The sequence below is a fragment of the Streptomyces albidus (ex Kaewkla and Franco 2022) genome, from assembly GCF_013870515.1.
Classification (GTDB): domain Bacteria; phylum Actinomycetota; class Actinomycetes; order Streptomycetales; family Streptomycetaceae; genus Streptomyces; species Streptomyces albidus.
This window is the reverse complement of sequence record NZ_JACBXA010000182.1, coordinates 1-12246: the sequence shown is the minus strand read 5'-3', so window position 1 is coordinate 12246 and position 12246 is coordinate 1. Positions and strand designations below refer to the sequence as shown.

Here is a 12246-nt window from a genome sequence, read left to right as displayed (position 1 = left end):
ACGGCGCCGAATCGCGGGGCGTCCTGCTGGTGCCCGAGTCGCTGGACGAGGCTCTGCGCGGAGACGCCGGCATCGAGAGCGGCGCCGACGGGGCAGGGGGAGCGGCCGGGACTTCGGCCGGTACCTCGCCTTCGGACGGAGAGGCGGCACCGGGCGGGCGTGGCCGTGCCGCACAGAGCACACAGGTTCCGCCCCGGCCGGCCTGGTGGACCCTCGCCCTGATGGGGCAGTTGGGGCTGCTGGCACTTCAGGTGCTGGGTGCGGTGTGGGTGCTGGGTACGGCGCTGGGGGCGAGCGTCGGCGAGGAATGGATGGGCGTGGCGCTGCTGATCGGCGGCATGCTCGGAGGCTCCCTGCTGGCTTGGGGATGCCGGTTCGCCGCCCGCGGTCCCGCTGCGGCTTACGGGCAGCGCGAGGAGCTGCGGCTGCGGAGGCTTGTGGCGGCGTGCGGACAGGTGCGGGTGCTGGAGCCGGTGGCCGCGGAGCTGCTGCGATACCGCGAGGTGCGGGAGCAGTACGTGATCGCCGCGGGGGAGGCGTCGGGGCTGTAGGCCGCTGCCGGACCAGGGTTGCCGGGCCCCACCGCTGCGAGCGGTGGGGCCCGCTCTCGTTCGTTCTCGCGCCCGAATCACCTTTGTGCGGGGCGGAGTTGTCCACAGGCTCTTGCTTCTCCCCAGCTCAGAGCGGGATTTCGCGAATCGGTGCAGTCTGTTCTGCGAGCCGTGGTCAGTCCGCGAGCCGCGGCGTAGGGGAACGGCGGCCGGTCCGCATCAGGAGCGGGCGGAGAGGGGGGCGTATGAACGAGGCGCATGTGACGGTCGTGGGGAACACCGCGACTCAGGTCGACTTCAAGACGTCGGCTGCGGGGGTGCCGGTGGCAAGGTTCCGGCTCGCCAGCACCGTGCGGCGCTTCGACCAGAAACGGGGCGGCTGGTCCGACGCCTACACGAGCTTCTACACCGTCTGGGCCTGGCGGGCTCTCGCCTCCAACGTCGCCTCGTCGGTGACGGTGGGGGAGCCGGTCATCGTGACGGGGCAGATGCGGATCCGGGAGACCGAGCGCGACGGCCGGCATTTCGTCTCCGCCGACCTGATGGCCTTGAGCATCGGGCACGACCTCTCGCGCGGTACCTCGGCATTCGTCCGGGTGGCCGCGGCGCGGACGGGCCCGCCCGGTGTCTCCGCTGACAACTCCGAGTCCTTCACAGGCACTTCGGAAGCTCTTCACGAGGCCATTGCGGAAGCCGGGATTCCAGGTCAGGCGTCCGCGTCTTGATCGTCCCGGTCCGCCGGTTTCACCGATAACGATTGCGAGTCGGAACGCTTGTGCGACCGGATCGATGGGGAACGGGCAGCATCCGCTCCATACGATCCTCCGCATGGCTGACGGGGGTTCAGTGCTTGGCGGCGAGACACGATCTGCTCGACCACTCCGGTCACCTCGGTGACCGTTCGGCAGTCGTGCTTGTCCGCCCGGAGGGGAAAACCATGAGCTTTGTCCGCACGGCAGGGGTTGTCCTGCGCGGACGCGTGACGGCCCGGGCGGGACGGGTGCTTGCCGTCGCGCTCATCGCCGCAGTCCTTTCGGCAGTGCTGCCGGCAATGGGCGGAGCGGCATTCGCCGCGCCGGCGTCGGCGGTCGACGAGCCACCACGTCAGGGCGGGGCCACCGCCACGCTGGAAGGTCTGACGACATACGGGCAGGCCGCCGTCCGGGAGGACGGCGAGGAACTGAAGACGGGCGCCGGGCTCTTCGAGATGTCCGTCGACGGCGGCGGCACCCTTCAGTCGTACGGCCTGGACGTCGACAATCCCACCCAGCAGCACGCGCGTTACGGCGAGACGGACTGGGCTCAGACCTCGCTGCACGACAACGCGAACGCCGGGAAGATCCTCTGGATTCTCCGGCACTCCTACCCGCAGGTGGACGATCTGCAGGCGCTGGCGAAGTCCGCCGGTGCCGGAAGGCTCACCCCGCAGACGGCCGCAGCCGGTACGCAGGTGGCCATCTGGAGGTTCACGGACGGTGCCGGCACCGCGGGCGACGCCGACGTCCGCGCGCTCGACCCGGGCGCCGAGAAGCTCGCCGACCATCTGCAGCGGAAGGCGAGGACGATGCGCGAGCCGTCGGCGTCGCTCTCCCTCGGCACGGTGGAGGTCGCAGGCCGGACCGGAGGGCGTCTGGGGCCGGTCACCGTGCGGACGAACGCTTCCGCCGCCGGCGTCACGGCGCCCTCCGGCTCCGCCGCGCAGGGTGTGCGCGTCGTCGCTGGGAACGGCAAGCCCGTCACCGCGGCGAGGGACGGATCGCGTCTCTACTTCCAGGTGCCGGAGGGGGGCCGGGCAGCGGGTACGAGCTCGCTGACCGTGCAGGCCGCCACCAAGATCCCGGTCGGACGCGCCTTCGCAGGCGTCGGCGGGCACGCCATGAGCCAGGTGCAGATCCTCGCGGGGTCCAGCCAGTCGACCGTCTCCGCGTCGGCGACCGTCAACTGGTCCGAGACCGGGGCGATACCGGCCGTCACGACGGAGAAGAACTGCGCGAAGGGCGGTGTGGACGTCACTGTCGCCGCCGCAGGCGACAAGTCCCACCGCTTCAGCCTGGCGGGCAAGGAACACGGGCTGGCGGCTCACGGCAGCAGGACGATCACCGTCCCCGTCGAGGAGGACCAGGCATACCGCATACCCGTCACGCCCTCCGCCGGGCCGGAGAAGACCATCGCCGGGGTGCTCGACTGCGCCACCAAGAGCGCGTTCGCCGCCCAGGAGGGCGAGGGGCTCACACCGCAGTCCCACACGGCCACGGTCGGCGGCAGCGACGCCGGTGCGGGCGAGGAGGACGGCGGAGACCTGGCCGAGACCGGGGCGAGCAACACCCCGCTGATCCTGGGGCTCGCGGTCGGTCTGGTGTTCCTCGGCGTCGTGGCGCTGCTCATCGTGCGCAGGCGGAAGACGGACGAGGGCGAGGAGCAGTGAGCGCCGCCGCCCCCGCTGTGCGTCCCGGGGCGGCCCGGACCTGCGGAAGACGCCGGAAGAGCCGGGTGTAGTCGCTCGGCGACGGTCCGGCGTCCCATGGCCGCACCCGCCCCGTTTCGGGCTCAGGGGTGATGTGCGGCAAGATGGTTCTGTCTGCCCATGCGGCGCTGCCGCACTTCGACACCTACTGATTGCCGGACGGTTCCTCTTGGCTGAGTACATCTACACCCTTCGCAAGGCGCGCAAGGCGCACGGCGACAAGGTGATCCTCGACGACGTCACCTTGAGCTTCCTGCCCGGCGCGAAGATCGGTGTCGTGGGACCCAACGGCGCCGGCAAGTCGACGGTGCTGCGCATCATGGCCGGGCTCGACCAGCCCTCCAACGGCGACGCCCAGCTCTCCCCGGGTTACAGCGTCGGCATCCTGCTGCAGGAGCCGCCTCTGGACGAGTCGAAGACCGTCCTCGAGAACGTCGAGGCCGGTGTCGCGGACACGAAAGGGAAGCTCGACCGCTTCAACGAGATCGCCGAGCAGATGGCGACCGAGTACACGGACGAGCTCATGGAGGAGATGGGCAAGCTGCAGGAGCAGCTCGACCACTCCAACGCCTGGGACCTGGAGTCGCAGCTCGAGCAGGCCATGGACGCCCTGGGCTGCCCGCCCGGCGACTGGCCCGTCACCACGCTCTCCGGCGGTGAGCGTCGTCGCGTCGCGCTGTGCAAGCTGCTGCTCGAACAGCCTGACCTGCTCCTCCTGGACGAGCCCACCAACCACCTGGACGCCGAGTCCGTCCAGTGGCTGGAGCAGCACCTGGCGAAGTACGCGGGCACCGTCGTCGCCATCACTCACGACAGGTACTTCCTGGACAACGTCGCCGGCTGGATCATGGAGCTGGACCGCGGCCGTGCCATCGGCTACGAGGGCAACTACTCCACGTACCTGGAGAAGAAGCAGTCCCGTCTGAAGGTCGAGGGCCAGAAGGACGTCAAGCGGGCCAAGAGGCTCAAGGACGAGCTGGAGTGGGTCCGTTCCAGCGCCAAGGGGCGTCAGGCCAAGTCCCGTGCGCGCCTGACCCGTTACGAGGAGATGGCCGCCGAGGCGGAGAAGACCCGGAAGCTGGACTTCGAGGAGATCCAGATCCCGCCGGGCCCGCGCCTGGGCAACATCGTGGTCGACGTCGAACACCTCAGCAAGGCGTTCGGGGACAAGGTCCTCATCGACGACCTGTCCTTCACGCTGCCCCGCAACGGCATCGTCGGCGTGATCGGGCCGAACGGCGCGGGCAAGACCACGCTCTTCAAGATGATCCAGGGCCTGGAGAAGCCGGACGACGGCACGATCAAGGTCGGCGACACGGTCAAGATCTCCTACGTCGACCAGAGCCGCGAGAACATCGACAGCAAGAAGACGCTGTGGGCCGTCGTCTCCGACGAGCTGGACTACATCAAGGTCGGCCAGGTCGAGATGCCCTCGCGCGCCTACGTCTCGGCGTTCGGCTTCAAAGGCCCGGACCAGCAGAAGCCGGCGGGCGTCCTCTCCGGCGGTGAGCGCAACAGGCTTAACCTGGCACTCACCCTGAAGCAGGGCGGCAACCTGCTGCTCCTCGACGAGCCGACGAACGACCTCGACGTGGAGACGCTCTCCTCCCTGGAGAACGCCCTGCTGGACTTCCCCGGCTGCGCCGTGGTCGTCTCCCACGACCGCTGGTTCCTGGACCGCGTGGCGACGCACATCCTCGCGTACGAGGGCGACTCCAAGTGGTTCTGGTTCGAGGGCAACTTCGAGTCCTACGAGAAGAACAAGATCGAGCGGCTCGGTCCGGATGCGGCCCGCCCCCACCGCGCGACGTACAAGAAGCTCACCCGCGGCTGAGGCGAGGCAGACCGGATCGTGCGCCACACATACCAGTGCCCTCTGCGCTGGTCGGACATGGACGCCTACGGGCACGTCAACAACGTCGTCTACCTCCGCTATCTGGAGGAGGCGCGGATCGACTTCATGTTCCGGCTGGCAGGGGAATCGGTGACCGGCTCCGACGCGCAGCCGCCTTTCGCGGGCGGCTGCGTGGTGGCCCGGCACGAGATCGACTATCTGCGTCCGCTCTTCCACCGGCACGAGCCGGTCACGGTGGAGACGTGGGTGACGAAGCTCAACGCGGCCTCGGCCACCCTCTCGTACGAGATCAAGGACGCCGGCACGGTGTACGTGCGAGCGACGACGGTCATCGTCCCCTACGACCTGAAGGAGGAGCACCCGCGTCGGATGACGCCCGACGAACGGGGGTTCCTGGAAGGCTATTTCGATGACAGTGCGGAAGCGTCTCGTATTCGCTGACCCCGCAGAGGCGGCGGGGCTCGACGCGTTCTTGAAGCGGCTGCTGCGCTGGGAGAAGAACGCGGCGGTCCGCATCCAGGCGAGCGCCGGCGTCGTGGGGATCTTCGCCAAGCCGGCTCGCTTCGAGGTCGTGGTCGTGCGTACCGCCCGGCTGCTCGAGCCGGTCGACGTGGACATCACCGTCTCCGCGGGCGAGTTGCTCGAGGGCGTCGACGAACCGGCCGAAGCAGTCACCGTCCCCGACGCGGTGACGGGGCCGCCGTGGACGGGTGTGCTGCCGCCGCGCGGGGGCTGGGAGGCCTTCGGCGAGGTCCCCTCTGACGCGGTGCGTGCCGTCGCGGCGGCGGCCGTCGGCGAATTCCGTGAGCGGGCCGAGAAGTTGGCGCAGAAGGACCGCACCCGCGAGACGCTGGACGCGATCGCCGAGGAGATCTGGTCCCGGCCGCTCGGCCGTACTCAACTGCCGCTGCGCACCGCGCACGCGGCGCACGCGCTGGGGTTCCTGATCGGTGACGCTCCGCTGGGCCTTCTGCGGACCGGCCCCTGGCTGCGGCTGCGCACGCCGGGCGGTTCAGTGGTGGTACGCAGCCGTGGCGAGCGAGGACAGGGGTTGAGCGTCACCCCCGTGTGACGCTCCCGGGGCCGCCTCGGCTCTGAGCGTGCAGCCGTCCGGAGCGGTCGATCGCGGTGAGTTCGCGGGTGGCGGCGGCTCCGTCCCCGCACACCCGCGGGGCCCGTCTATGTCCGTCGGCCGCTGCATCTCACCGCGTGCCCCGCACGCGGTGAACCCGGCGCTCAGCCCTCGGAGTTGACCATGGACGCGGCGGCGTACACGAGATAGTCCCACAGCTGACGTTCGTGCTCGGGTGCGAGTTCGAGGCTGTCGACGGCGTCCCGCATGTGCTTCAGCCATGCGTCGTGGGCGGCCCGGTCGACCTTGAACGGCATGTGGCGCATACGCAGTCGGGGATGCCCTCGGGCGTCGCTGTACGTACGGGGGCCGCCCCAGTACTGGATGAGGAACAGCGTGAGCCGCTCCTCGGCCGGGCCGAGGTCCTCCTCCGGGTACATCGGGCGGAGGATCGGGTCCTCCGCGACGCCCTCGTAGAAGCGGTGCACGAGCCGTCGGAAGGTGTCCTCGCCGCCGACCTGCTCGTAGAAGGTCTGCGTCTGCAAGCTGCCGCGCGGAATCTCCATCACGCCCCCCATGGTCGCAGATGCCCCGGCCGAGGCCGCTGGTCCTACTCCCAGCAGGCCGGCGGCCGGGGCCCCGGGGCTCGCTCAGGCGTCGTCCCAGCGGAAAAGCCGGGACGCGATCAGCGTGAGCACCGCGGCGAACGCCAGGAGCCCGCCCATCACGGGCAGCACGGCACCCCAGCTCTCGCCCCTGCTCAGTACGGACTGCATCGCCTCCGCGAGGTAGGTGAGCGGCAGGAACTCCGATACGGAGCGCACCCAGTCCGGTGCGACGTCCAGCGGGAAGAACGATCCTGAGAGGAAGGCCATCGGCAGGATGATGATCTGGGCGAGACCGTTGGCGGCCTCTTCGGTCTTGGCCCAGGAGCCGATCAGCAGACCGATCGACATGAACGCGAGGGTCCCGCAGGCGACGAGCGGCAGACACAGCCACCAGTACCCGGACAGTTGCAGTCCGTACACGGGGAGGGTGGCCAGGCCGATGAAGACGGCCGTCTGCGCGAAGGCGAGCACGAGGTTCACGCCCACCCTCGCGCCGACCACCGAACCGGCACTCACCGGGGCCAGCCACAGCCGCCGGAGGATCCGCTTCTTGCGCCAGCTGACGAGGTTCAGCGCCGATCCGAAGACCCCGCCCATCGCCACCGCCCAGCTCAGCAGGCCGGGAGTGAGGAACTGGATGGGCTTGACCGACTCGTCCTCAACCTGCCGTGGGGCGAGCCGGTAGGCGGGAGGCTGTCCGGTCGCCTGCTGGTTCGCCTGCTGGACGACGGAGTCCACCACGCCGCGAACACTGCCCGAGCGCACCGAGTCGGCGGCCGAGTAGCGCAGTTCGATCCCGCCCTTGTCCTGCTGGAAGACGGCGGCGTCCATGTCGCCCTTGCGCACCTTCTCCAGCGCCTCTTTCCGTGCAGCGGGGGACCCGTCCGTCTTCTCGATCTTCAACACGTCGCGCAGCGCGGCGCGTTGCTGGTCCGGCATGGCGTCGAGCACCTTGACGTCGCCGACCTGGATCACCTTCGACTGCGGCGTGGAGTCGTTGCTGAACAGCGCGCCGAACATGGCCAGGAACATCAGCGGGAAGACCAGCATGAAGAAGACCGCCGCGCGGTCGCGCAGCAGTCCCAGAGCCATGGCCTTGGAGAGGCTTATGAAGCTCTTCATTCCCGGTACTCCCTCCCCGTGAGCTGGAGGAAGACGTCCTCCAGCGACCGCACCCCCAGCTCCTCGATCAACTGCGCGGGAGTGCCCACGCGCAGGATCCGGCCGTTGTCCATGACCGCCACGCGGTCGCAGAGGATCTCCGCCTCGTCCATGTAGTGCGTCGTCAGCACGACCGTGCGGCCCTCGGAGTTGATCGTGCGCAGCAGGTCCCAGAGATTGCGGCGTGCCTGCGGGTCGAGGCCGGTGGTGGGCTCGTCCAGAAAGACGAGCTCCGGGTCGTGCACGAGTGCGCAGGCGATCGACAGCCGCTGCGCCTGTCCGCCGGAGAGCTTGTTCTCCCTGGTGCCGCTCTTGTCGTTCAGGCCGACGGTCTCCAGCATCGCGTCGGCGCGATCCCCCGGGACTCCGTACAGCGAGGCGAAGGTGTGTATCTGCTCGCGGGCGCTGAGCCTCTCGAAGAACGCCGAGGCCTGAAGCTGCACGCCTATTCGGTGCAGCAGTGCCGGATTGCGCGGCCAGGAGGCCTCGCCCAGCAGCCGGGCGGTGCCCTCGTCCGGCTCCCGCAGCCCTTCGATGATCTCCAGAGTGGTGGTCTTGCCCGCCCCGTTGGGTCCGAGGATGCCGTAGAACTCCCCGTGCTTCACCTCGAACGAGACCCCGTCGACGGCCTGCGTATCGCCGTAGCGCTTGCGCAGCCCCTCGACTGTGATCGCTGTGTCTGTCATGCGGGGAGGCTATTCCCGGAAGGTCACCCTCCGGCCTCGCGTGCGGCGCGGCGTCGCAGCACAGTGGAGGCATGCCAGCTGCTGCGGATCTCCTGCGACAGATCATCGAGGGGGGTGCGCTCGCCGACCCCGCGTGGCGGGCTGCCTTCGCGGAGGTGCCGCGCGAGCTGTTCGTCCCGTACTACTTCGCCCCCGCTCCGGACGGCGGTCAGGAACGGCTGTGGCGGGACGACCCGGACCCGGAGCGGCGGAGGCGGTGGCTGGCCGGGGTGTACGACGACGTGCCGCTGGCCACGCGGGTACGAGACGGCGACCTGGTCTCCTCAAGCAGCCAGCCCTCCCTGATGGCTCGCATGCTGGAGGCGCTGTGCGTGCGCGACGGGATGAGCGTGCTGGAGATCGGTGCCGGTTCCGGCTACAACGCGGCGCTGCTCGCGCACCGCTTGGGCGAGGCGAGGGTCACGACCGTCGACCTCGACCCGGACATCACCGGCTCCGCCCGCGAACACCTGGATGCCGCCGGATACCGTCCGCGCGTCGTCACGGGGGACGGCGCGCTCGGAGCCCCCGCGTACGCGCCCTACGACCGCATCATCGCCACCTGCGCCCTCTCGTCCGTGCCTCTCGCCTGGCTGGGGCAGTGCGCGCCCGGAGCGCTCGTGCTGGCGCCGATCGGCACGGGGCTGGTCACCCTCAAGGTGACCGACGGGCTGCACGCAACCGGTCGCTTCCTGGACACCCCCGCCTTCTTTGTCCCGCTGCGCGGGGGCGGCGCTTCGGCACCCGTACGGTCGGCCGCGCGCTACGACATCCCCCGGCACGCTCAGCGCCAGGACTCCTTCCACTTCCTCTTCCGGCTGACCGCCGGCGCGATGGAGCCGCACGACGTGTACGAGCTCTGGCGCACGACCGGGCGACCGCTGCGGGAGCGGTACGGCGTGACGATCCGGAAGGGCGAGCAGTGGGCCTGGCTGGACGACCCGGAGGGCCCGCACACCTGGCCGCTGCGCGGGGCGTGACGGCGAGCGGGACCCAGGCAGACAGGCGGCGAGCGGACCCAGGCAGCCGGGCAGCGCGAGGGCGCAGGCAGGGCGGGCCGTCAGCGGGGGAGCAGCACCCTGATCCGCGGAAGTGACCAGGAGCACACCGCTGCGGACGCCGAACGGGGCGTCGCTATGGGCGATTTACATGCACGATGCACGTTGTGCCTCGACCGAGCGGGGAGCGGTGCGGTAATCCGCCGGAACCGACCCCTCCAGTCCTGGCGCCCGTGCGTCTAGTTTCAGAGGATGCTCACCGGCTGGCCGTTCCTCACGCTCCTCGGCGGCGTCGTGCTGCTGGGATCGTCCGTGCAGCGGCTGGCGGGCATCGGCTTCGGACTGCTCGCCTCGCCCGCGCTGGTGCTCCTGATGGGGCCCGTGCAGGGGGTGGCGCTGGTCAACTGCGCCGGGGTGGTCATCGGCGTCATCGGGCTCGCCACCTCCTGGCGGCAGGTGCGCATGCGCACGATGGTGCCGCTGGTCGCTGCCGCCGCCCTCACCGTGCCGCTGGGGGCGTGGCTCGCCCTTCGCCTGCCGGAGCCCGTTCTGCTGACCGGTCTGGGCGCTCTCATCACGGTGGCCGTGACGCTCGTCCTGCTCGGCGCCCGCGTGCGGGCCCTGCACGGAACGGGAGGCGCCGTCGCCGCCGGCGCGGTCAGCGGATTCATGAACTCCGCCACCGGCACGGGCGGTCCCGCCCTGTCGCTCTACGCCGCCAACGCGGGCTGGACCGCACGGGAGTTCGTGCCCAACGCGCAGTTCTACGGGCTCGTCGTCAACCTGCTGTCCGTCACGGCCAAGGGAATTCCGCACCTGACCCGCCCGGCCTGGCTGCTCGTCGCGGTGACCATGGGGGCGGGCGTTCTCCTGGGCGGTGCACTCGCCGCCCGTACGCCCGAGAAGGGAGCGCGCCGCATCATCCTGGGACTGGCACTCGCAGGCGGCGTGGCCACGACCGCGAAGGGCGTCTGGCTGCTGCTCTGACAGCCCCCTCCGGGATCTTCTTCGCGGCGCGGAACGGAACCGCAGCCTGGCCGTATGCGTGTTGACGAATTGACGGCACAGCTGCCACACGCAGATCCCGATACGAACAAGATCCCTGCCGAAACGGTGTGGTTGGGGGTTGCCTGCGGCCATACTCTGGCGGAGGGCTCCGAACCCGTAGCGACAGGGACATTGCACAACGTAGGCACGGGGGCGGGCCGTCGGCGACCAAGGGGGAGGGCAACGAGCCGTGACGCAACCGCTCGTGCAACCGGTGCAGCAGCCCGGTTCCGTCCCCGACCCCGCGCAGCCCGTGCTCCCTCTTCCGGCTTCCCCGGCACCCCAGCCGCCGCGGCACAGCGCGTGGACCGAGGGCGTGCGCAGGCTCCGCGCCGCGGTCACGACCGAGCCCGGGCGTCTTCGCGTCATCGGTGCCGTACTGGCCCTGCTGATCCTGGTGTTCGGCGCTGTGACGGCGTGGCAGTTCTCGGACCGTACGAGCGCCGCCGACTCCGTCGTGGAGCACAGCCAGCCCCTCAGCGCGGACGCGGCACGCATCTACCGCTCCCTGGCCGACGCGGACACTGCGGCCTCCAGCGGGTTCCTCTCGGGCGGCGACGAACCGCGTTCCATGCGGCAGAGGTACGAGCGGGACATCAAAATGGCGTCCGGCCTGCTGGCTTCGGCGGCGGCCAACTCCAAGGGATCGCCGTCCGCGCAGCGGCAGATCATCAAGCTCAACCGCGGACTGCCCGAGTACACAGGGCTCGTGGAGTCCGCGCGCGCCAACAACCGGCAGGGGCTGCCGCTTGGCGGCGCCTACCTGCGCTACGCGAACGAGCAGATGCGCGGCGAGCTGCTGCCCGCGGCCGAGTTGCTCTACACGGCACAGTCCGCGCGCCTCGACGACGACTACGCCGACGCCACCGCGTGGCCGTGGTTCGCGCTCGCGTCCGGGGCCCTCGCCATCGGTGCGCTGGCCTGGGCGCAGCGCCGCAACTACCTCCGTACGAACAGGGTGTTCAACCTCGGGCTGCTGGGTGCCACCGCCGCGTCCGTCGTCGCTCTGCTGTGGCTGAGCGGCGCGCACGTGCTGGCGCAGTCGGCCCTCGGGGAGTCCGACGACGAGGGCGCACAGTCGCTGCGGGTGCTCAACCAGGCGTGGATCGGCTCCCTCCAGGCACGGGGCGACGAGAACATGACGCTCGTCGCGCGGGGTGCGGGCAGCGAGTACGAGCAGAGCTACAAGAAGCAGATGGGCGAGGTCGCGGGCAAGGAGAGGGGCGCCGGCTTCCTGGGCCACGCCTCCTCGCTCGCTGACGACTCCGCGGGCAGGCGGCCCGTCCAGGACGCGGAGAAGGCCGTCGGGCGCTGGCGCGAGCGTCATGAGGAGGCCCGTGCCAAGGACGACGACGGGGACTACGACGACGCGGTCGAGATGGTGATCGGCGAAGAGGGAAGCACGGGCGAGACGTTCGACGAGGTCGACACCAGCCTCGGCGAGGCGACCGCGCACGAGCAGCGGGAGTTCGAGGCGAAGGCAGACGACGGGCGGGCGGCGCTCAGCAGCGTGGCGGCAGCCGCCGTCGTGCTGGGGCTCCTCGGGGCGGGCGCGGCGGTGCTCGGCATCGGGCGCAGGCTCTCGGAGTACCGGTGAGGGGGGACGGGATGGACGGAGCGCAGCGCGACCGGAGCCGCATGCGGCGTCCGGGCATGAAGCGGCGCCCGCAGTACGTGCGCCACGCGAAGCCGTTCGCCGTCGCCGCGAGCGGACTCGGAGTCGTCGTGGCGGTCCTGGCCTCGACCGTCCTCTCGGCGCCGTCCG

General features: G+C 70.4%; 11 protein-coding genes and 1 pseudogene. 9 read left to right on the top strand and 3 right to left on the bottom strand.

Annotated features, from left to right (window positions below):
* From H5J26_RS22390 to H5J26_RS22365, 6 genes and pseudogenes are all read left to right on the top strand, one after another.
* A pseudogene (locus tag H5J26_RS22390) lies at positions 1-551 on the top strand (ATP-binding protein); the annotation flags it as partial.
* Between the two features lie 245 nt (positions 552-796).
* Positions 797-1276 carry a single-stranded DNA-binding protein gene (locus tag H5J26_RS22385; RefSeq protein ID WP_181767729.1) on the top strand — a complete coding sequence of 160 codons (480 nt, stop codon included), beginning with the start codon at positions 797-799 and terminating at the stop codon, positions 1274-1276.
* A gap of 212 nt (positions 1277-1488) precedes the next feature.
* Positions 1489-2976 (top strand): thioester domain-containing protein, encoded by a 1488-nt coding sequence (locus H5J26_RS22380; RefSeq protein WP_181767728.1) that lies wholly within the window; start codon positions 1489-1491, stop codon positions 2974-2976.
* Between the two features lie 208 nt (positions 2977-3184).
* Positions 3185-4849 (top strand): energy-dependent translational throttle protein EttA, encoded by a 1665-nt coding sequence (ettA, locus tag H5J26_RS22375; RefSeq protein ID WP_181767727.1) that lies wholly within the window; start codon positions 3185-3187, stop codon positions 4847-4849.
* 15 nt (positions 4850-4864) lie between these two features.
* Positions 4865-5311 (top strand): acyl-CoA thioesterase, encoded by a 447-nt coding sequence (locus H5J26_RS22370; protein WP_181767731.1) that lies wholly within the window; start codon positions 4865-4867, stop codon positions 5309-5311.
* Positions 5280-5942 (top strand): hypothetical protein, encoded by a 663-nt coding sequence (locus tag H5J26_RS22365; protein WP_181767726.1) that lies wholly within the window; start codon positions 5280-5282, stop codon positions 5940-5942. The genes H5J26_RS22370 and H5J26_RS22365 overlap by 32 nt, the downstream gene beginning before the upstream one ends.
* A gap of 164 nt (positions 5943-6106) precedes the next feature.
* On the opposite strand, the gene H5J26_RS22360 is transcribed toward H5J26_RS22365, so the two are convergent.
* The 3 genes from H5J26_RS22360 to H5J26_RS22350 form a co-directional block, all read right to left on the bottom strand.
* Entirely contained in the window at positions 6107-6511 is a 405-nt protein-coding gene (locus tag H5J26_RS22360) for a globin (RefSeq protein ID WP_309238023.1), read from the bottom strand.
* Positions 6512-6592: 81 nt separating this feature from the next.
* On the bottom strand, positions 6593-7672 hold the full coding sequence (locus H5J26_RS22355; protein WP_181767724.1) for an ABC transporter permease: 1080 nt from the start codon (positions 7670-7672) through the stop codon (positions 6593-6595).
* Entirely contained in the window at positions 7669-8397 is a 729-nt protein-coding gene (locus tag H5J26_RS22350) for an ABC transporter ATP-binding protein (RefSeq protein WP_181767723.1), read from the bottom strand. Before H5J26_RS22350 ends, H5J26_RS22355 begins: the two co-directional genes overlap by 4 nt.
* A 71-nt stretch (positions 8398-8468) precedes the next feature.
* Here H5J26_RS22350 and H5J26_RS22345 point away from each other — a divergent pair, with 71 nt between their 5' ends.
* The 3 genes from H5J26_RS22345 to H5J26_RS22335 all read left to right on the top strand — a co-directional run bounded on the left by H5J26_RS22345 (position 8469) and on the right by H5J26_RS22335 (position 12078).
* Positions 8469-9416, top strand: coding sequence for a methyltransferase domain-containing protein (locus tag H5J26_RS22345; protein ID WP_181767722.1), 948 nt, complete (start codon positions 8469-8471; stop codon positions 9414-9416).
* A 270-nt stretch (positions 9417-9686) separates the two neighbouring features.
* Complete coding sequence (locus tag H5J26_RS22340) at positions 9687-10421, top strand: sulfite exporter TauE/SafE family protein (RefSeq protein ID WP_181767721.1); 735 nt, start codon at positions 9687-9689, stop codon at positions 10419-10421.
* Positions 10422-10671: 250 nt separating this feature from the next.
* Positions 10672-12078: a hypothetical protein gene (locus H5J26_RS22335; protein ID WP_419183835.1), complete on the top strand. Its 1407-nt coding sequence runs from the start codon at positions 10672-10674 to the stop codon at positions 12076-12078.
* Positions 12079-12246: the final 168 nt, after the last annotated feature.

Excerpts from the sequence above, each read along its gene's own strand:
- H5J26_RS22355 (WP_181767724.1), bottom strand. The coding sequence starts at position 7,672 with ATGAAGAGCTTCATAAGCCTCTCCAAGGCCATGGCTCTGGGACTGCTG.
- H5J26_RS22385 (WP_181767729.1), top strand. The coding sequence starts at position 797 with ATGAACGAGGCGCATGTGACGGTCGTGGGGAACACCGCGACTCAGGTC.
- H5J26_RS22345 (WP_181767722.1), top strand. The coding sequence starts at position 8,469 with ATGCCAGCTGCTGCGGATCTCCTGCGACAGATCATCGAGGGGGGTGCG.
- H5J26_RS22365 (WP_181767726.1), top strand. The coding sequence starts at position 5,280 with ATGACAGTGCGGAAGCGTCTCGTATTCGCTGACCCCGCAGAGGCGGCG.
- H5J26_RS22340 (WP_181767721.1), top strand. The coding sequence starts at position 9,687 with ATGCTCACCGGCTGGCCGTTCCTCACGCTCCTCGGCGGCGTCGTGCTG.
- H5J26_RS22350 (WP_181767723.1), bottom strand. The coding sequence starts at position 8,397 with ATGACAGACACAGCGATCACAGTCGAGGGGCTGCGCAAGCGCTACGGC.
- H5J26_RS22380 (WP_181767728.1), top strand. The coding sequence starts at position 1,489 with ATGAGCTTTGTCCGCACGGCAGGGGTTGTCCTGCGCGGACGCGTGACG.